Below are 18971 nucleotides of genomic sequence, written 5' to 3'. Positions count from 1 at the left end.
ATAAGGCGATTTATACTCGTGTCTTTTTCTTCCGCTGACTCGGTGGGTTTAGTCACCCCGCAAAAATACGCTTTTGAAGAGCCACTTGAACTCGAATGTGGTCGGGTTCTACCTCGTTTTGAGATCATGGTTGAAACTTATGGTCATCTTAATGCCGACAAATCCAATGCCATTCTAATTTGCCATGCACTTTCAGGTCATCATCACGCTGCTGGTTATCATCATGAAGATGATAAAAAAGCGGGCTGGTGGGATGCATGCATTGGCCCCAACAAGGCGATTGATACCAATAAATTCTTTGTTGTCGCGCTCAATAATATTGGGGGATGCAGTGGTTCTACAGGCCCGATTTCACCCAACCCAGACAACGGTAATTTGCCTTACGGTCCAGATTTTCCTTTAGTGACAGTGCGTGACTGGGTCAAAACCCAAGCCATGCTGTCTGACCGAATGGGCATTGATGTTTGGTATGCGATTGTCGGCGGTTCGCTCGGTGGCATGCAGGCACTACAATGGTCGGTTGATTACCCTGACCGTTTAAAAAATTGTGTGATTATCGCCAGCGCACCAAAACTTTCTGCACAAAACATTGCGTTTAACGAAGTGGCACGTCAGTCTATTTTGTCTGACCCAGATTTTCATCATGGGCGTTATTTAGAAAACGACAGCTATCCAAAACGTGGCTTAATTTTAGCGCGTATGGTCGGACACATTACCTATTTGTCCGAAGAAGCCATGAAACAAAAATTTGGACGAGACTTAAAGTCAGGCAAATTTATGTATGGCTTCGATGTCGAATTTCAGGTCGAAAGTTATTTACGCTATCAGGGCGAACAGTTCAGCCGTAACTTCGATGCCAATACCTACCTGATCATGACCAAAGCACTGGACTATTTCGACCCGTCTCGCGAATACGAACAGTCACTCCAAAAAGCCATGGCAAATACCAAATGCCGTTTCTTGGTGGTGTCCTTTACTACCGACTGGCGTTTTAGCCCCGAACGCTCACAAGAAATTGTCAATGCGCTGATTAGCAACCATAAGCCTGTCACTTATCTGGACATTGAAGCTGAACAAGGTCACGACTCTTTCTTGTTCCCAATCCCACTCTATGTGAAAACATTACGTGCATTTTTAGGTGGTGAACAACACCTTGCGGCAACACCTAAGGAGATTGTGTAATGCGTTTAGATCAGCAACTCGCAGAAAAATGGATTACACCGGGTTCAAGTATTCTGGATTTAGGCTGTGGTGATGGTGAACTTTTGGCTCATTTGAGCAAAAAACACCATATTCGTGCTTATGGATTAGAAATTGATCAAGAAAAGATTGCAATTGCGGTCAGTCGAGGGTTAAATATTATACAACAGGATCTAAATTTAGGTTTGCACCGCTTTGCTGACCAGTCTTTTGACTATGTGGTCATGGCTCAGGCGTTGCAAGCTGTTGATGCTCCTGATGTTTTATTACGCGATATGGTTCGTGTGGGGAAACAAGCCATTATTACCTTCCCTAACTTTGCGCATTGGAAGACGCGTTCTTTCCTTGCCTTAAAAGGGATGATGCCTGTTTCAGAAGCTCTACCTTACATGTGGTATAACACCCCGAATATTCATTTATGTACTTTTCGGGATTTTGAAGCACTGTGTGCAGAAAATCAGATTAAGATTATTAATCGACTCGCCGTGAATGGGAATCAGAAAGATAGTTTACTCAGTAAACATATTCCAAATTTATTTGGTGAAGTCGCAATTTATCGAGTAAGCGCCCTATGAAAAAAATCGTTTTAAGTACAATTCTTTTTGGAATTATTAGTACGCAAGTCCATGCAGATTATCTCCCGACACAACAATCTACTTCATCTCTAGCTGCTCGTTATTCAACAATGGGCTTTAACCAGTTGTTAAGCGAAGCAAAAGCCGGACAACCAGCAGCACAGTTCTACGTTGCAACACGTTATCAGTTTGGTAAAGAAGTTCCTAAAGATCTTGGTCAAGCTTTCTCTTGGTACAAAAAAGCCGCTGATCAAGGCGTTTCAGCAGCACAATTAAATGTTGGGCGTATGCTAGCGGATGGTTTGGGTACTTCAAAAAATGAATCTCAAGCACGTCGCTATCTTGAAAAAGCTGCGAGTCATGGTGACAACCGTGCCAGCTTTAACCTTGCATTGATGGATGAACATAAAAAGAATTATGTTGGTGCTTATCAGTGGTATGAGCTTTCAACACGTGATGGTATGTTAGATAACCGCGTTATCGACATGTCACAAACCAAAAAAACGGCTTTGGCTGCAAACTTAACACCTGAACAAATTCGTCAAGCGGTTGACCGTGCAGACAAATGGATTCAGGCACAATAAGTAAATTAAATCTTGAATGAAAAAGACACCAACACGGTGTCTTTTTTGTTTTTAAACCCAACTTTGTGCATAATTCCTTTAATTTTTTAGCCTTTGAGTAATTTCATATGTCAGCGCCAACATGGTTAGAACACGGTAGCCTCGTACTCGCAAGCAATAACAAAGGGAAACTTGCTGAATTTGAAAAGTTGTTTCAACAACTCGACTTACCCGTACAGGTTATTCCACAAGGTCAACTTCAAATTGAAGATGCTATTGAAGATGGTTTAAGTTTTGTAGAAAACGCCATTATTAAAGCGCGCCATGCTGCCCGTATTTCAGGTAAACCTGCAATGGCAGACGACTCGGGCATTTGTGTACCAGTACTGGGTGGTGCGCCAGGAATTTATTCGGCACGTTATGCAGGCGACCACGGTAACGATCAAGCCAACAATGAAAAACTTTTGGCAGACCTGATCCCCTTTCGTAAAGATGGCGAAACCATCGAAGGGATGTTCGTTTGTGTGTTGGCTTTAGTCACCCATGCCGATGACCCGTTGCCTCAAATTTTTCAGGGCGTTTGGAAAGGTCAAATTTTAGAGGAAATTCGTGGTGCAAACGGTTTTGGCTATGACCCACTGTTTTGGTTACCTGAACTTGGAAAAAGTAGCGCAGAACTTTCTAAAGAAGAGAAAAACCTGATCAGCCATCGTGGGCAAGCCATGCAATTGTTCCGTCAAAGTCTGGCAAAATAATCAAAAAAAGATAAAGAAAGTACGCTTCCTTTATCTTTTAATAAACTGCCAAATCACACCGTAGATGGCAATCATCAATATACTGATGATTGTCCCTGCTGCAATATAACGCGCTGAATATCCTGTACCCTGATAATGGGTTTCAAGTGCCACAATATTGGCTGCAGGCGGTAAACAGAATAAGAAAAACATCAACCCGATATAATGGTTCATAAACGGATTGGCAATTACAAAATAAGTAAAACTACAAATCACTGCTCCCAAAACCAACTTGGGTAACATCACCTTACAGCTATGAATTAAGTCCTGTTTAGACACCTGCGTATGGCGTAACCACATGCCTAAAACACTCATCCCTGTAAAAATCATCCCAATCTTAGACACTTGATACAGTTGTTCTAACCATTTGGGTTCGGCAAAATCCTGCAAGTGAAATAAGCGGCAAATCCCCGCAATGATCAGTGCAATAACAGGCGGAGATTGCATGACTTTTTTCAAGATTGCCAAAGGTGACTGTTTTTCCTGACTCACGGCGGTCACCGACCATACGTTTCCAAAAATTGAGCCGCCAACATATAACGCAATCATGGCAGAACTAATTTCGTGCCCAAAAATAGCCAATGCAAATGGAAAACCCAACCATGCTAAATTGATATAACTGGCACACAGCGCAATTAAACGGTCTTTAAAGCGATAGACAAAATAACCATAGACCAAAATCGCAGAAATAAAGCTAAAACACATCAGTCCCAGACTACCTGTCTGGTAATACACCATGTTGTAAATGATCACAAATGGAATAAAAAAGCGGGCAAGTACACTTGAAAATATCTTTTTAAGATTTCCCACATATGGCGTCGAAGCCAATAACCATCCTGAAAGAAATGCGATAAATGGAAGAATTAAAGTCACAACTCCATTTCCCTGTGTGATAAGTCGATTTATGCTAACACGAACTTTATCGTCATCACTTAAATTCCTTGATTATTCATAGGCCATGTTCGGGTGGCTGACAAAATGCAATATTTAGGTGTTGTAGTGGCTGCTGCATTGGTTGAACCTTTTCAAACCAATCTGCATGGTTTGCATAAATCCGTAAAAAATTTGAACTACGTGTTCCATATTCGGGACTTTGGATATACGTAGAAGATAAAAGATATTCGAGTTGCGTTGCAATGCCTGTGTCTGGCAATTGTGATTCATCTACCTGACGATCATCTTGTAAAATATCCCACACCACTTGCTCAAGTGTTGGTTCGTCCGTTTTGAGTTGCAACAAAGGTAAAAGTTCCTGTGTAAAGCGTGTCCGAAAATGTTGGGTTTTCTGCCAGAACTGCCCCATATTGGTGTTAGACAACACATAAACCCCATGTGGCAACACTTGCGGAGCTTCTCCCCGATTGCTCATATAAACCGCTTGCTCTCGTGTCCCCACGATCAGGTTAAACCCTGCATAGTGTTGTTGTACCGCTTCGAGCTGCTGAGCAAAACGAATCGGAGCAAGATCACTTGTTAAAAAGTCAGTCACGATCTGCCCACGTGAAGTGGTAAATTTTCGTGAGTCTTGTCCATCTCGATAATTGGTAATCACCGCCCAACGACCTGTTTGGGTGATACCCAACCATGTTCCGCCAGATTGTAAGTCTTGCCCTGCAATAATGGGCGAATCTTCCCAAAAATGAACATTGCGTGTAGGACGATGATAAAACTCATCCCGATTTGAAATCATGCACAGTGGCATGTCATCCACGACTTGCCATGCAATTGCGACAATACACATGTTCTTTCCTACAATTCTTTACACATTGAATGTACAACATTTTCTTCAAGATTCAGATAAAATTACGCCAAATATGAATAGAAGGGAGCACTATGCTGACCTATCCAAATATCGATCCCATTGCCGTAAGCCTTGGCCCGCTCAAGGTACACTGGTATGGATTAATGTATCTCCTCGCTTTTTTATGCGCATGGGGCTTGGCAACTTATCGAGCAAAACAACGTACAGACTGGACTTCCGAAATGGTTTCCGATCTGGTCTTTTATGGTGCTTTAGGTGTTGTAATTGGTGGACGTATTGGTTATGTCCTATTTTATGAGTTTGACCAATTTCTAGCGCATCCTCTCTGGCTGTTTCAGGTCTGGACTGGTGGCATGAGCTTCCATGGTGGTTTTATCGGTGTCATGGTCGCCATGATTTTATGGTGCCGAAAATACCAAAAAACATGGTTCCAAACCATGGATTTTGTTGCGCCTTGCGTTCCGACAGGACTCATGTTTGGTCGTATCGGTAACTTTATTGGTGGTGAACTCTATGGCCGTGCTGTCACCGATCCGAACTATCCTTTTGGGATGATTTTCCCAACTGACCCGTTGCATCTGGTACGTCATCCATCACAAATTTATCAGGCACTTTGCGAAGGCTTATTGCTGTTTCTTGTGCTGTGGTGGTTTAGTAGCAAACCACGCCCACGAATGGCAGTCTCTGCTTTATTCTTGATTGGTTATGGCTTGGCTCGTTCCTTTATGGAGTTTTTCCGCGAACCCGATGCCGATCAGGGCTTTATCCTTTTAGGTTGGGTGACCAAAGGACAAATGTTATCTTTCCCAATGATTATTATTGGTTTACTGCTTTTACTTATCGCCTATCAACGTAAAATTTACGACTGGGGCCCAAATAAAAACAACTAAATTCAAGGGAGCGAATGCTCCCTTTTTCATGCTAAAGTGAAACCGTTTAATAAAGATAAAATCGTTATGCTCGAATTCTGGTTTAATCCTGACATCTCATTTGCCCGTAAATTATGGATTTTGCTGATTGCAATTACCATTATGGTTGGACTGCATTTAAAAGCACCAATGCCTGTTGCCTTAATGGGACTATTTGCAATGACTGGACTGGTTTTTCTGGTCTGCCGTTTCTGTAAATTACACCTAACTGACAACGACCCACGCAAGCTGCTGTATCGTGTATTTACCTGGATTCCACTGGCATTACTGTGCGCGCTGATCTTTATGAAAGCCATGAATCACCTACTTGAATGGGGTGTACAAGGCATTGCGATCATGGTCGTGACCATTTGCATTTTTTCACCTCAAGTCTTATTCAAAAAACCATCTCATGTTTAATTTACTTAATTTTTGGTACTCAGAACGCTTGCATCGCCAACATAAATTTATCCTGAGCATTATAATTTGTGTCTGTTTGATGTGGCTGTCTAAAATTGCTGAACTACCAAAATGGATCGTCATTTGTAGCCTCGGCTTGGGAATAAGCGTTCATCTTTTAAGAGAACTACAACAACGATTTTTAAAAAATAAATTGGCTTTCATCAGTCACATACTCGCCATTTTACCCTTTGTCGGACTCTTGCTACTTTATACATTTTTACCGCAAGATCACCGTCTTATCTATGTTGGACAAATCATTGGCTTTGGCTTTTTAGGTTTCGTACTGGTTTCAACCCTACAGTACCGAGCGAAACGGCACTGATTCGGCATAGCGAAAAATTACTGCTTTCTGCTATGATGGACATCCACATCTGCTCTGTTTTAACAATGCAGACGGTGACATATCCAGTTCCAAATTTAGAGAGTTTTATGCGCGCTTATTTAGACCTTTTACAACATATCCTTGATAACGGCGGTGACAAAGGTGACCGTACAGGTACAGGTACACGTTCAGTATTCGGTCATCAAATGCGCTTTGACCTTTCAAAGGGTTTTCCACTTTTAACCACTAAAAAAGTGCATTTTCGTTCAATTGTGATCGAACTGTTATGGTTTTTAAAAGGCGATACCAACGTCCAATATTTACAAGACAACAAAGTCAGTATTTGGGATGAGTGGTCTACAGCCGAACAAACAGCACGTTTTGGTCGTCCTGCGGGAGAGCTTGGGCCTGTTTATGGTCATCAATGGCGTAACTTTGGTGCAACTAAAAATGCAGATAATAGCTATCAGCAAGATGGTTTTGACCAAATTTCTTGGTTAATCAACGAAATAAAAACCAACCCCAATTCACGTCGTTTAATCGTTTCAGGCTGGAACCCAAATGAAGCAGGACAAGTGGCACTACCGCCATGCCATACCCTGTTCCAGTTCTTTGTGCAAAATGGAAAACTATCTTGCCAGCTTTATCAACGTAGTGCCGATGTCTTTTTAGGGGTTCCGTTTAACATTGCTAGCTATGCCCTACTCACCCACATGATTGCGCAAGTCTGCGGATTAGGTGTCGGTGATTTTGTCTGGACAGGTGGTGACACGCATCTGTATGCCAACCATTTTGAACAAACCAAGCTTCAGTTAACCCGTGAACCACTACCTTTGTGCCAATTAAAATTAAACCCAGAAATTGACAATATTTTTGACTTTAAATTTGAAGATATCGAAATCGTCAATTATCAATCTCACCCTGGAATTAAAGCAGAGGTTGCTGTATGAGTTTTCAAGGACTAGAAATTGTACATGTGGTCGCGATGGATCAACAGCACTGCATTGGTAAAGGTAATGCGTTGCCGTGGCATATCTCTGCCGACCTCAAACACTTTAAAGAAATCACACAAGGTGGTGTGGTGGTGATGGGGCGAAAAACCCTAGAATCGATGGGACGCACACTACCTAAACGTGTCAATTGGGTCATTACCCGTGATGCCTCTTGGAATTTTGCAGGCGCAAAAATTGCCCATACCATTGAAGATGCCCTCAGTCAGGCTGCACTCGATGCTGCAAACAGTGAAAAACCGAACAGTATTTTCATTATTGGTGGCGGTGAAATTTTCAAGCAAACACTCGATATTGCAGACCGTTTAGAATTGACGCATGTTGAACTTGATGTTCAAGGTGATGCCTTCTATCCTGAAATTCCTGCAACATTTACCAAAACTATGAGTGAACAGCATCTAGATGAAGCGTCAAAAGTTCAGTTTGAATTTGCTCGTTACGAAAAAGTTTAAAGCCCATTTCATCAGTTTTTCACTGAACTAGGCGGATACTGATTTCAAAAAATGCCCAATGAATTTCATTGGGCGTTTGCCTTTTAATGGTTAAATCTAAACAGAAATTTATATCATGACAGATCAAATTATTTCGGTTGTTTCGTCATACTTTCAAGTACACGATCTTTATCAATAAAATGATGTTTCAATGCAGCCAGAAGATGTCCCATGACAACTAACCCTGCAAACCAAGATAGATAAACATGCACTGGATGAGTAATCGCCATTAATGCTGGATCTGGATTTACAAGTCTTGGAATCTCAAATAAATACAATACAGGCGCGGGATGCCCTGCACTCCAGCTATATAAACACCCACTAATTGGCAATGCCACTAAAATCAAATACAGCGCCAAATGCCCTAAATGTGCAAATTTTTTCATGGCTGGAGACATACTGTCAGGCAGTTGTGGTGCAGGATGGGTATAACGCCAGAAAATACGAATCACGATTAAAAAGATAATTGTTGTTGCAATATTTTTATGTAAATCAATTGCATCACTTTTTAAAGCTTCATTATTTTCAAAGGTTAAAAAATTTCCACTATAGAAACCAATCAGCCATGCTGCAATAAAAATAATCGCCATGATCCAGTGTAAAAGCTGCGCAGTTCTTGTGTAATAATGACGATTATTAGCCATATAAGATTTCCCTAATTAAAATGGAATCGACAATAAAAATAGACTTGAAGTGATGTGGAGTGAAATCAATTTCACCTTCAGCATACTTGATAATTGGGCCTTATAAAAGAAACCGTATGTGCTCAAAATTTTATTTAAAGTAATTTATCCATCATCTTTTTTCACCGCTCTAAAGTGCTTCATTTCTGATCACTCTTACTATCATGAATTCTATTCACTTTCTAATTAGAAAGAATCATTTTTATTCATGTATCTATTCAGGTATAAATAACCACATAGTCATCATGTTTTAGAAATCAACGTGTTCAATCACAATGTAGCCAAGTATCTGCATTATGGTGAAAAATATTGATTTTGATAAAAATCATCATTCATCACCAATCATATTGCAAACTGGGTCTGTGCTGAACGGCAGCAATAAAATTTACACAACATCTAAAACATGCTTTGGGCATTTGACATCAACAGCCTAAATGATTTTCCAAACGAATAATGAGAGATAAAGACAAGCCAATAAAATTGAAGATTTTATTTTCAATATGTCGTTGTCTTGCTCTCTAAAATATGATGGTTTCTCATGGAATATACTGCACACGCGATTTCTTCGCCTCAGGTAAACTCCAAGACCCGTGTCTTGTTAGCAAGCTTGATTGGTACAACAATCGAATTTTTTGATTTCTATATTTATGCTACGGCTGCGGTACTGGTCTTCCCGCATTTATTTTTCCCAGAAAGTAGTGGCAGCGCTGCATTACTGCAATCGTTAGCGACATTTGCAATCGCATTTATTGCCCGTCCGATTGGTGCAGCAATTTTTGGGCATTTAGGAGATCGAATTGGTCGTAAAGCAACACTGGTGGCTGCATTATTATTAATGGGCGTTTCGACAGTCAGTATTGGTCTGTTACCGAGTTATGCACAAATCGGGGTTTTCGCACCGATATTGTTGGCGCTATGTCGTTTGGGACAAGGTTTAGGACTCAGTGGAGAATGGAGCGGCGCAGTATTGCTGGCAACAGAAAATGCACCCGAAGGTAAACGTGCTTGGTACGGCATGTTCCCACAATTAGGCGCACCGATTGGCTTTATTTTTGCGGCAGGTTCTTTTTTGTTGTTGGGCGCGTTGATGTCAAATGACGATTTCTTGGCATGGGGATGGCGTATTCCGTTTATTACGAGTGCATTGCTCGTGCTTTTGGGCTTATATATTCGTTTAAAACTACATGAAACCCCAGCATTTCAAAAAGTGCTTGATAAACAAAAAGCTGCCAAAGCCCCTTTTAAAGAAGTGATTTCTCACCACATACCCAAGTTAGTGATTGGCACCTTGGCAACCGTCTGTACCTTAGTGCTGTTTTATTTAATGACCGTATTTTCTCTTAATTGGGGAACCACTGCACTGGGTTATACACGAGATACTTTCTTGAAACTACAATTGGTTGCAACCTTATGTTTTGCCATTTGTATTCCAGTTTCAGCACAGTTAGCTGAGAAATTTGGTCGAAAAAACACCTCTATTGGTATTTGTATCATTACCATTATTTTTGGTCTTTTCTTTTCTGTGTTTTTTGTGGCAAATAATGCGCTTTCTGTACTGATCTTTTTATGTCTTGGTCTGAGCATCATGGGCTTAACCTATGGGCCAATCGGCACAATTCTATCGGAAATTTTCCCAATTTCGGTACGCTACACAGGGTCAGCCTTGGCATATAATTTAGCCAGTATCTTAGGCGCATCTTTTGCACCTTTAATTGCAACCAAACTTGCACAGAACTATGGAATTGGTGCTGTCGGCTATTATTTATGTGGTGCGGCACTCCTGTCTTTACTGGCTTTTGTCTGTATTCGTGAAACCAAGAGTGAAGATGCTACGAATGAATCAGTTCTTTCTCTAGAACTGGAAAAATAATAGTTTAAAGCCCTCCTGAAACAGATATACAAAGGCTCAACTCATGGGTCTTTGTATCATCGACTTAAAAATAGTGACCGATTTTGTAGAGCCAAAGAGTGAATCAATTAAAAATTAAAAATTAAAAATTAAAAATTAAAAATTAAAAATTAAAAAAATTATGTAGATCTTCACACCAATCAACAAGCCAAAGCAGATCATTCGCATCGCACCAATTTGTTGCAAATTCTCACAAATCTCTCCTGTTTGCCATACAGTCCTCTCAGAAAATCTTTATAAGCATGTGCTTTTATAGTTCTCGTCAGTATATTTTTAAGGATAATCAAGATGAGACAGTTTTTAGCAGCCTTAATTGTCGGAAGTAGCGTGACGCTACTCACAGCTTGTATTAATTTAACACCCAATAATTCGGCAGATGCCATTGCACAACAGCAACAACTTCAACAACAAACATGGCAAGTGACCAAGCTCAATGGTCAACCCATCATTGCAAATCGAACTACACCACAGCTCACTTTTGATTCGAACACTCACCGTGTATTTGGAACAGATGGTTGTAACCGTATTTTTGGTCATTATCAAATTCAGGGGCATCGAATCCAGATCAGCCCACTTGCCTCAACACGAATGGCATGTATAGGAAATCAACAACTCAGTGATCAATTTCACCTTGCCATGAGAAATGTTGACCATTTCCGCGTCGAACGTCATCGTATTTTACAATTATTAGATCGAAATAATCAGGTTGTGGTTGAATTACATTCTCATCGCCACCAAGATAACTAACCAAATCCTCCTTTTGAGGATACAGCATGAAATAAAAGCTGTATTTACTCATCATGCTTTAACCTAAGGATATCTATATGCAACAAGCACTTTTTGGCGGTGGCTGCTTTTGGTGTGTCGAAGCCGTATTTTTAGAGCTTCGTGGCGTAACAAAAGTAACAAGCGGTTACGCTGGTGGAATCACACAAAACCCAAATTATGAAGAGGTCTGCAAAGGCGACACTCAACATGCTGAAGTAGTCCATATTGAATATGATGAAAACCAGATCAGCTATAACGATTTGCTCGGTGTGTTTTTTGCAACGCATGATCCAACTACGTTAAACCGTCAAGGCAATGATATTGGAACACAATATCGTTCTGTCATTTATTACTATGATGAAGATCAAAAACAGCAAGCTCAGGCATTTATTGATGAACTTAAAGCTGAAGATCTGAATATTGTGACAGAATTAACATCTGTTCCAACATTCTTCCCTGCCGAGGAATATCATCAAAATTACTATGAAAAGAATCCAACACAAGGCTTCTGTAATTTTTCCATTCCACCTAAATTGATCAAACTTCGCAGTAAGTTCCAAGACTTGATGAAGTAAGTCAAAAAATCAGTTACCTCGGTAGCTGATTTTTTTTACCACATCGTTGTTATCTTGATCTTCGCAGCACAAACAACTTTGTTATAGTAAAACTCTATTTCCCCTGTACTGAACGCTATGATCCTAAATGCCCGTTATCCGCTTTTAAATCCCAAACTTTATCACCAGCAATTACCTAATCCGTTGCAAGGTGCAAAGGCTGGGCATTTTAATGCTGCTTTGGCAGATGAACTGCAATGGACAGAACAGGAAAAAAAGGACTGGATTGCAATCTGTAGCGGGCAACACACATTAGACGGGTTTTCTCCACTTGCAATGGTCTATGCAGGTCATCAATTTGGCCACTGGGCAGGACAACTCGGTGATGGTCGTGGTTTACTGATTGCTCAAGTCCTCAACAAAGATGGACAAACCATCGACTTGCATTTAAAAGGTGCAGGCAAAACTCCGTATTCACGGATGGGCGATGGTCGAGCCGTGCTTCGTTCGGTCATTCGGGAATATCTGGCAGGTCATGCGCTCAACGGACTCGGAATTGCATCAAGCAATGCTGTTGGTTTTACCAGTTCAACACAGACCGTGCAGCGTGAAAAAGCTGAATCTGGTGCAATGCTCTTACGCACTGCTGATAGCCATATCCGTTTAGGGAATTTTGAATGGATCAATCAATACGCGCCTGAGTTACTCGCTGAATTTACGCAAAAATGTATCGAATGGCATTATCCAGAATGCCTTGAACAACAAAATCCAATTTTAGCATTTGCAGAAAAAGTTATTGAACGCACCGCAATCATGATTGCCAACTGGCAACTGGTCGGTTTTGCACATGGTGTGATGAATACCGATAATTTGAATATTACAGGATCGACCCTCGACTTTGGCCCATTTGGATTTATGGAGCGTTTCCGTCCAAACTGGATCAACAACCATTCCGACCATCAGGGACGTTATACCTACCAAAACCAACCCAGTATTGGACACTGGAACTTGTGGATGTGGCTAAATAACCTGATTCCGCTTGCCCAGCCTGATGACAAAGAAAACTTTAAAGAAGCATTAGCAACTGCTTTAGAACAATATGAGCCGACCTTCCTGAAACATTATCAACAAGGTCTAGCATATAAAATGGGGCTACCCGATTTTCATAAAGACAGTTTTGATTGTGCGATGCAGTTTCTACACATTTTACAAAGTGAACAGCTCGACTATACCCAAAGTTTTATTCGCTTACAGCAACAACAATATCAACTCATTCGTGATGATTGTCTAGATGTGCGCCAGTTTGACCAGTTCTTACAGCACTATCACAATATTCGTGAACATCAAGACCTTGAAGCACTACAGCAACTTATGCAACACCATAACCCACGTTATATTTTGCGTAACCACATGGCGCAACGTGCGATTGAAGCGGCAGAACAAGATGATTTTTCAGAAGTAGATCGGTTATTTCAAATTCTGGCAACGCCATTTGAACAACATGTGTTAGAACGACCTGAAGATTTAGCACCGCTACCAAGTGATGTCCCTGAAGTTGCAGTCAGTTGTTCATCATAGTTAGCCATTATCTTTATGCTCATCAATCTAGAATGTGTCGAACTTACATAGCATAGAGGGTTGTCAACGTATACATTCTTTTGTTCAGGGCAAAATCATCTTGCCCTGAAACATCCATGTGCTTGATGTTATTCGTCTGGATACTCAAAACGATACCCCACCCCATACACCGCCTGAATCCATTCGTGATGTGAGTCAGTTTCAATGACATCCATAATTTTGCGACGTAAATTTTTAATATGACTATCAATCACGCGGTCAGCAACATCGAAACTGTCTGGGTTGATGTGGTCTAACAACTGCGTTCTAGAATACACTTGCCCTAAATGCTCTAAAAATAATTCCATTAAGCGGAACTCTGTAGGCGTTAGGTTGAGCGCTTTTTGTTTATACCAAATTCGTTGTTGTGATTTATCAATACGAAATGCGCCAGTTTCCTCAGTCGCTTCTGCTTTACGTTCTAAACGGCGTAATACGGCTTGTACACGAGCAACCAGTTCTTTCGGACTAAACGGTTTACACACATAATCATCTGCCCCCATGTTCAGCCCGAGCACACGGTCAATTTCTTCTGTTCGTGCAGTCACCATAATGATCGGTAGATTTGACTGTTCCCGTACTTTTCGACAAATGGTTAAACCATCCATACGTGGCACCATTAAATCTAAAATCATCAGACTCGGTTTATGTTGCAAGAAGCTGTTATAGGCTTCCTGACCATCATGAAATACACTTACTTCATAACCCGCAGCTTCCAGATAATCTTTTACCAAGCCCGCAAGCTCAACCTCATCTTCAACTAAAATAATTTGTTTCATGTTTCTCAACCGTTTTTGGAAAAGTTAATTGGCAGCGTAAACCACCCAATGGAGAGTGATCAAAAGTTAATTCTCCACCTAAAATTTTTGCAATATTGACAGAAAGTGCCAGTCCTAATCCCGTGCCGCCCGTGCTTCGTGTCCTAGAATCATCCACACGATAAAAACGCTCGCCCAGATGTTTTAACTGCTCATCGCTTAACCCTAAAGGACTATCATCTACATACACTGTCCAAGTCTTTTCATCCTGTAAGGTATGAATATGGATTTGTCCACCTGACTGCGTATAGCGAATACTATTTCCCAGTAAATTCACCATAATCTGTTTAAAGCGGTCAATATCAATGAACAGAGGTATTCCTTCACCTTCTAAGGTTACTGTCAGTTGAGCCTGCTCAAACTTCATATTAAAATTTTCTACTTCCTGAATCACCACTTGCCACGGGTCGCTTTCTACAAAGTAGCAACTGAGTTGTTGTGCTTCAACCTGCGCCAAATCAGCCAAATCCTGTGTCAGTTTTTTCAGGCAACTGATCTGTCTCATCATTGCCGCTAAATGCTCAGGGCATGCCTTACGAATCCCATCTTGCATCGCTTCAATTTGGGCTTGCAACACTGCTAAAGGCGTTTTTAATTCATGCGATGTATCTGCCACCCATTGACGATGTGACTGCTCATGCTGATGTAAAATCTTCGCCAACTGATTAATCTGCTGCGCCAAATCCCCTAACTCATCGTTACGTTTTTCCTGAATTTGATATTCATAATTTCCCTGTGTTAATTCAATACTTGCCTGTAATAAACGATGAATCGGTTTTCTAAAATAATGCGCCAATAATAAAGCTAAAATCAGGCTCGCAAGCACCGTTACAGCATAAATTAAAATCAGTGCTCTTTGCTGACTACTAAAGAAATTAATACTTAAAATATCATCTTCATCAACTACAGGTTTTAATCCTAAATACCCTACAATATGTGAGTTGACGATAATCGGACGAAGCGAAACGACTCCTGTAGAGGGTACTCCGACAATAAAGCGTTTTTTGGCATCATAAAGTGATAATCGATCACTTAACCCCAACTTGTCTTGCATCGGAATAAATTGTTTTTTATGTGCCGTATCCTTATCCGATTTTTCCATTTTTTTACGTGCAGCACCTTCCCACAGATCATGTCTTAAAGGAAAAGAAAGCCCCTCAAACGGTTGATATTCTGAAGGCAAATTTTGCTGAACCAAGTGAATTTCTTGGCTCGTAGGTACTTGTTTTTTTAAAGTACTATGCTGCTCAATCCCTGTCGATACATTTAACATGGTATTGTCTTTTAAATAGCGCTGCTGCAAGGCAATGTCATATTGTCGACGCAACCAAATATGAGATAGATGATCGAAGTCATTGGGCGCAGGCGTCCCTTCTATTTGCAGAATCTGTGCCTGAATAGCATTCCCCCAGTCATGATAAATGCTATATACCCCAGCCAGATTTTCAACCAAATGATCTAGCTTTTGCATTTCAACATCAGCGACATATTTCGAGAAATTTGCTTTCATCGTCCACTGAAAAACCCCCAGACTAATTGTAATAATCACAACGCTGGTAAATAACACTGTGAAAAACAGACGTAAGGCGATTGGGAATCGATAATGTTTCAAAATAAAATCTCGGTCAATGGATTTTCATCCCTATTGTAATCAACATGTACATAAAAAACTCTCCATTGTTCCTCCATGTTGGTTGGTTAAAGTTAACTCACTTGCCTCCCCTCGACTTGAGCATAAAGGAAAAAATATGAATACTTTAAGCAAAATTACAATCGCTACAGCAGCATTGCTAAGTATGGGTGCTTTAACAGCCTGCCAATCTACTGCAAACCGCCCAGACCAACCAACACGAGGTTCGCACCATCATCCACTCACTGATCAGGAAAAAGAACAACGCCGTGCAAATTTCGAACAAATAAAACAAGCATGTAATGGAAAATCAGTTGGAGACAGTGCCCAAGTAACATTTAATAATGGCAAAACGATTACAGGTCAATGTGAATTAGGTTTCCGACCAACACCTCCAGCAGGTCAAATGGCCCCTCAAAATGCACCAATGCCTGCACCAAATGCAACTGGTGATCAGCCACCAATGCCTGCACCAAATGTAACTGGTGATCAACCACCGATGCCACCTAAAGATCAAGCCATGATGAGACATCACAAACACCGTGGTGACTTTAAAGTCTTCCAACACGTATGTGATGGACGCACTGCTGGTCAGGCATTAAAAGTGACCTTTAAAGACAAAACTGTGTTTGGTACCTGTGAAGTTAAATTCCGTCCAGACCACCACCACAAACATTTCTTTAAACATGAAGCACCAAAAAATGCACCTGCGGTTTCTACAGCAGCCGCTTAACACCATATTTGTGTTCTAAACATAAAAAACCACTTTTCCCCAACAAGAAAAGTGGTTTTTTATTTTAAGCAGCATTGGTCATTCGACCATGCATAGCCTGGTTGACTAAAATACCGAAAACAAAGCACAAAATCTGAATAAATATTCATAAGTTATAGCATTATTCCCAATATTTTTTGACTTTACAGTCACACAGAAACAACGACTAGGCTCTTGTCCCTGACACGTTCTTGTAGCACGATGTAATTATAACTGATGTGTTATCAAACACACGTTTTGCCAATATTTAGGACATTTAAAACTGGACAAAAAACCAGAGCAAGAGGAAGCAAACATGCCACAATATAAAGCACCCTTACGCGATATGCAGTTTGTATTACATGAATTATTAAATGCAGAGCAACACTATGCTCAACTGCCTGCTTTTCAGGATACCGTAAGTCGTGAACTCATAGATCAATACCTAGATGCTGCTGCAGACTTTTGTGAACATGAATTATCACCGTTAAATGCAGTCGGTGACCGTGAAGGCTGTAAATGGGACAATGGCGTTGTGACCACCCCAACAGGTTTTAAAGAAGCCTATCAAAAATATATCGAACTGGGCTTTCCTTCACTCGCTGCCGAAGAACAATACGGCGGGCAAGCCCTACCGAATTCGTTGGCAACCGTGATTTCTGAAATGGTCGGTAGTTCAAACTGGGCTTGGGGCATGTATCCAGGCTTATCACATGGTGCCGTCAGAACCATCGAACATCATGGCTCTGACCAACAAAAGAATGCTTATTTGCCAAAGCTGGTTTCAGGTGAATGGACAGGTACCATGTGCCTGACTGAATCACAGGCAGGTTCAGATTTGGGCATCATCCGCAGTAAGGCTGAACCCAATGCAGACGGTAGCTTTGCCATTTCTGGCGAGAAAATTTTTATCTCGGCAGGCGAACATGATATGGCTGAAAACATTGTTCATATCGTTTTGGCACGTTTGCCAAATGCACCTAAAGGGACAAAAGGCATTTCGCTATTTATTGTGCCAAAATTCCTTGTCAATGATGATGGTAGTCTAGGCGAACGTAACCGCATTCAATGTGGTTCGATTGAACACAAAATGGGGATTCATGGTAATGCCACTTGTGTCTTGAATTTTGATCAGGCAAAAGGTTTCCTCATTGGCCCTGAAAACCGTGGACTCAACTGCATGTTCACCTTCATGAACACCGCACGTATCGGTACAGCCGTACAAGGACTGTCTGCATCGGAATCCTCTTTTCAGGGGGCATTGACCTATGCCAAAGAACGCCTTGCAATGCGTTCACTTTCTGGCGCAAAAGCACCAGAAAAAGAAGCCGACCCAATTATTGTTCACCCTGCTGTACGCAACATGTTACTCACTCAAAAAGCCTTTGCTGAAGGTGGTCGTGCATTAGTGTATCTGCTTTCATTTTATGCCGATATTGTGGAACGTGGCGCAACCGAACAACAGCAACAAGATGCCGACAATATTTTGTCATTGCTTACCCCAATTGCCAAAGCATTCTTGACTGAAACAGGTTATGAAGCAGCAAATAAAGGTGTGCAAGTGTTTGGTGGGCATGGCTTTATTTCTGAACATGGCATGGAACAAATTGTACGTGACACCCGTATTGCATGTTTATATGAAGGCACAACCGAAATTCAGGCGTTAGATTTATTAGGTCGTAAAGTCCTGCAAAGTAAAGGTGAAATGCTCAAAGCATTTAGCAAAATTATGACTGGATTTATTCAGGAAAACGCCAATCATCCAGAACTCAAAGACTACACCTCACAATTGGGTCAGCACCTCAAAGAATGGGGAGAATTAACCACCCAAATTGCAGAACGTGCACAGCAAAACCCTGATGAAGTTGGTGCTGCTGCGGTGGATTACCTATTCTATTCGGGTTATGTCACTTTGGCGTATTTATGGGCACGCATGGCGGCTGTGGCGCAACAAAAATTGGCTGAAGGCACAACTGAAACCGCGTTTTATCAGGCAAAACTCAAAACAGCCGAGTTCTACTTTAAGAAAATCTTACCTAGAACACGTGCCCATGTTGACATTATTGCGGGCGGTTTAGAGCCACTGATGCAGTTAGATGCAGCAGATTTCGCATTCTAATCCAATGTTACAATTAACCTCAAGATGATTGGCTT

The 18971-nt window shown here is 41.1% G+C and carries 20 protein-coding genes; 15 read left to right on the top strand and 5 right to left on the bottom strand.

The features are described 5' to 3' along the window. Nucleotides 1-18 precede the first annotated feature (18 nt). The 4 genes from ABDV70_RS04310 (at nt 19) to rdgB (ending at nt 3093) form a co-directional block, all read left to right on the top strand. Complete coding sequence (locus tag ABDV70_RS04310; protein WP_343595698.1) at nt 19-1182, top strand: homoserine O-acetyltransferase; 1164 nt, start codon at nt 19-21, stop codon at nt 1180-1182. Continuing rightward, nucleotides 1182-1775, top strand: a complete 594-nt coding sequence (metW, locus tag ABDV70_RS04305) for a methionine biosynthesis protein MetW (protein ID WP_343595697.1) — start codon at nt 1182-1184, stop codon at nt 1773-1775. Before ABDV70_RS04310 ends, metW begins: the two co-directional genes overlap by 1 nt. Further along, on the top strand, nt 1772-2359 hold the full coding sequence (locus tag ABDV70_RS04300; protein ID WP_343595696.1) for a tetratricopeptide repeat protein: 588 nt from the start codon (nt 1772-1774) through the stop codon (nt 2357-2359). Before metW ends, ABDV70_RS04300 begins: the two co-directional genes overlap by 4 nt. Nucleotides 2360-2466: 107 nt before the next feature. After that, nucleotides 2467-3093: an RdgB/HAM1 family non-canonical purine NTP pyrophosphatase gene (gene rdgB / locus ABDV70_RS04295; protein WP_343595694.1), complete on the top strand. Its 627-nt coding sequence runs from the start codon at nt 2467-2469 to the stop codon at nt 3091-3093. A gap of 30 nt (nt 3094-3123) precedes the next feature. Here the strand turns inward: rdgB and ABDV70_RS04290 are convergent, their stop codons facing one another. Together ABDV70_RS04290 and ABDV70_RS04285 are read right to left on the bottom strand one after the other, a co-directional pair. Continuing rightward, the gene (locus ABDV70_RS04290) at nt 3124-4005 is read right to left on the bottom strand and encodes a permease (RefSeq protein WP_343595692.1); all 882 of its coding nucleotides are present in this window, start codon (nt 4003-4005) and stop codon (nt 3124-3126) included. Nucleotides 4006-4081: 76 nt separating this feature from the next. Next, on the bottom strand, nt 4082-4873 hold the full coding sequence (locus tag ABDV70_RS04285; protein WP_343595691.1) for an NRDE family protein: 792 nt from the start codon (nt 4871-4873) through the stop codon (nt 4082-4084). 92 nt (nt 4874-4965) lie between these two features. On the opposite strand from ABDV70_RS04285, the gene lgt reads away from it, so the two are divergent. The 5 genes from lgt (at nt 4966) to ABDV70_RS04260 (ending at nt 8048) form a co-directional block, all read left to right on the top strand. Beyond that, the gene (lgt, locus tag ABDV70_RS04280; protein ID WP_343595690.1) at nt 4966-5784 is read left to right on the top strand and encodes a prolipoprotein diacylglyceryl transferase; all 819 of its coding nucleotides are present in this window, start codon (nt 4966-4968) and stop codon (nt 5782-5784) included. A gap of 66 nt (nt 5785-5850) precedes the next feature. Continuing rightward, nucleotides 5851-6222, top strand: coding sequence for a hypothetical protein (locus tag ABDV70_RS04275; RefSeq protein ID WP_343595689.1), 372 nt, complete (start codon nt 5851-5853; stop codon nt 6220-6222). Nucleotides 6223-6301: 79 nt separating this feature from the next. Beyond that, nucleotides 6302-6586, top strand: a complete 285-nt coding sequence (locus ABDV70_RS04270) for a hypothetical protein (protein ID WP_343595688.1) — start codon at nt 6302-6304, stop codon at nt 6584-6586. 107 nt (nt 6587-6693) lie between these two features. Continuing rightward, nucleotides 6694-7536, top strand: coding sequence for a thymidylate synthase (thyA, locus tag ABDV70_RS04265; RefSeq protein ID WP_343595686.1), 843 nt, complete (start codon nt 6694-6696; stop codon nt 7534-7536). Beyond that, on the top strand, nt 7533-8048 hold the full coding sequence (locus tag ABDV70_RS04260; protein WP_343595685.1) for a dihydrofolate reductase: 516 nt from the start codon (nt 7533-7535) through the stop codon (nt 8046-8048). The genes thyA and ABDV70_RS04260 overlap by 4 nt, the downstream gene beginning before the upstream one ends. A gap of 128 nt (nt 8049-8176) precedes the next feature. Here the strand turns inward: ABDV70_RS04260 and ABDV70_RS04255 are convergent, their stop codons facing one another. After that, the gene (locus tag ABDV70_RS04255) at nt 8177-8731 is read right to left on the bottom strand and encodes a cytochrome b (protein ID WP_343595683.1); all 555 of its coding nucleotides are present in this window, start codon (nt 8729-8731) and stop codon (nt 8177-8179) included. 577 nt (nt 8732-9308) lie between these two features. On the opposite strand from ABDV70_RS04255, the gene ABDV70_RS04250 reads away from it, so the two are divergent. From ABDV70_RS04250 to ABDV70_RS04235, 4 genes are all read left to right on the top strand, one after another. Continuing rightward, nucleotides 9309-10640 carry an MFS transporter gene (locus ABDV70_RS04250; RefSeq protein ID WP_343595682.1) on the top strand — a complete coding sequence of 444 codons (1332 nt, stop codon included), beginning with the start codon at nt 9309-9311 and terminating at the stop codon, nt 10638-10640. Between the two features lie 327 nt (nt 10641-10967). Beyond that, on the top strand, nt 10968-11426 hold the full coding sequence (locus ABDV70_RS04245; RefSeq protein ID WP_343595681.1) for an META domain-containing protein: 459 nt from the start codon (nt 10968-10970) through the stop codon (nt 11424-11426). Between the two features lie 77 nt (nt 11427-11503). Beyond that, on the top strand, nt 11504-12022 hold the full coding sequence (gene msrA, locus ABDV70_RS04240; protein WP_343595680.1) for a peptide-methionine (S)-S-oxide reductase MsrA: 519 nt from the start codon (nt 11504-11506) through the stop codon (nt 12020-12022). Nucleotides 12023-12139: 117 nt separating this feature from the next. Then, a complete protein-coding gene (locus ABDV70_RS04235) occupies nt 12140-13579 on the top strand; it encodes a YdiU family protein (protein ID WP_343595679.1) in 1440 nt (479 codons plus the stop codon). Nucleotides 13580-13707: 128 nt separating this feature from the next. Here the strand turns inward: ABDV70_RS04235 and ABDV70_RS04230 are convergent, their stop codons facing one another. Beyond that, nucleotides 13708-14397, bottom strand: coding sequence for a response regulator (locus tag ABDV70_RS04230; protein WP_343595678.1), 690 nt, complete (start codon nt 14395-14397; stop codon nt 13708-13710). Continuing rightward, the gene (gene baeS, locus ABDV70_RS04225) at nt 14375-16048 is read right to left on the bottom strand and encodes a sensor histidine kinase efflux regulator BaeS (protein WP_343595677.1); all 1674 of its coding nucleotides are present in this window, start codon (nt 16046-16048) and stop codon (nt 14375-14377) included. Before baeS ends, ABDV70_RS04230 begins: the two co-directional genes overlap by 23 nt. Nucleotides 16049-16184: 136 nt before the next feature. Here baeS and ABDV70_RS04220 point away from each other — a divergent pair, with 136 nt between their 5' ends. Next, nucleotides 16185-16799, top strand: coding sequence for a hypothetical protein (locus ABDV70_RS04220; protein ID WP_343595675.1), 615 nt, complete (start codon nt 16185-16187; stop codon nt 16797-16799). Between the two features lie 334 nt (nt 16800-17133). After that, on the top strand, nt 17134-18936 hold the full coding sequence (locus ABDV70_RS04215) for an acyl-CoA dehydrogenase C-terminal domain-containing protein (RefSeq protein WP_343595673.1): 1803 nt from the start codon (nt 17134-17136) through the stop codon (nt 18934-18936). The last annotated feature ends 35 nt before the right edge of the window (nt 18937-18971 follow it).

Origin of the sequence: Acinetobacter sp. (genome assembly GCF_039596015.1) — a bacterium.
Taxonomy (GTDB): Bacteria; Pseudomonadota; Gammaproteobacteria; order Pseudomonadales; family Moraxellaceae; genus Acinetobacter.
The sequence above is the reverse complement of the archived record's forward strand: the minus strand, read 5'-3'. Positions and strand labels throughout refer to the sequence as shown.

Bases quoted from the DNA above. Each gene is read 5' to 3' on its own strand.
- rdgB (WP_343595694.1), top strand. From the start codon at position 2,467: ATGTCAGCGCCAACATGGTTAGAACACGGTAGCCTCGTACTCGCAAGC.
- ABDV70_RS04245 (WP_343595681.1), top strand. From the start codon at position 10,968: ATGAGACAGTTTTTAGCAGCCTTAATTGTCGGAAGTAGCGTGACGCTA.
- ABDV70_RS04285 (WP_343595691.1), bottom strand. From the start codon at position 4,873: ATGTGTATTGTCGCAATTGCATGGCAAGTCGTGGATGACATGCCACTG.
- ABDV70_RS04220 (WP_343595675.1), top strand. From the start codon at position 16,185: ATGAATACTTTAAGCAAAATTACAATCGCTACAGCAGCATTGCTAAGT.
- ABDV70_RS04300 (WP_343595696.1), top strand. From the start codon at position 1,772: ATGAAAAAAATCGTTTTAAGTACAATTCTTTTTGGAATTATTAGTACG.
- thyA (WP_343595686.1), top strand. From the start codon at position 6,694: ATGCGCGCTTATTTAGACCTTTTACAACATATCCTTGATAACGGCGGT.
- ABDV70_RS04275 (WP_343595689.1), top strand. From the start codon at position 5,851: ATGCTCGAATTCTGGTTTAATCCTGACATCTCATTTGCCCGTAAATTA.
- ABDV70_RS04260 (WP_343595685.1), top strand. From the start codon at position 7,533: ATGAGTTTTCAAGGACTAGAAATTGTACATGTGGTCGCGATGGATCAA.
- lgt (WP_343595690.1), top strand. From the start codon at position 4,966: ATGCTGACCTATCCAAATATCGATCCCATTGCCGTAAGCCTTGGCCCG.
- ABDV70_RS04235 (WP_343595679.1), top strand. From the start codon at position 12,140: ATGATCCTAAATGCCCGTTATCCGCTTTTAAATCCCAAACTTTATCAC.
- ABDV70_RS04270 (WP_343595688.1), top strand. From the start codon at position 6,302: ATGTGGCTGTCTAAAATTGCTGAACTACCAAAATGGATCGTCATTTGT.
- ABDV70_RS04255 (WP_343595683.1), bottom strand. From the start codon at position 8,731: ATGGCTAATAATCGTCATTATTACACAAGAACTGCGCAGCTTTTACAC.
- metW (WP_343595697.1), top strand. From the start codon at position 1,182: ATGCGTTTAGATCAGCAACTCGCAGAAAAATGGATTACACCGGGTTCA.
- msrA (WP_343595680.1), top strand. From the start codon at position 11,504: ATGCAACAAGCACTTTTTGGCGGTGGCTGCTTTTGGTGTGTCGAAGCC.
- ABDV70_RS04215 (WP_343595673.1), top strand. From the start codon at position 17,134: ATGCCACAATATAAAGCACCCTTACGCGATATGCAGTTTGTATTACAT.
- ABDV70_RS04250 (WP_343595682.1), top strand. From the start codon at position 9,309: ATGGAATATACTGCACACGCGATTTCTTCGCCTCAGGTAAACTCCAAG.
- ABDV70_RS04230 (WP_343595678.1), bottom strand. From the start codon at position 14,397: ATGAAACAAATTATTTTAGTTGAAGATGAGGTTGAGCTTGCGGGCTTG.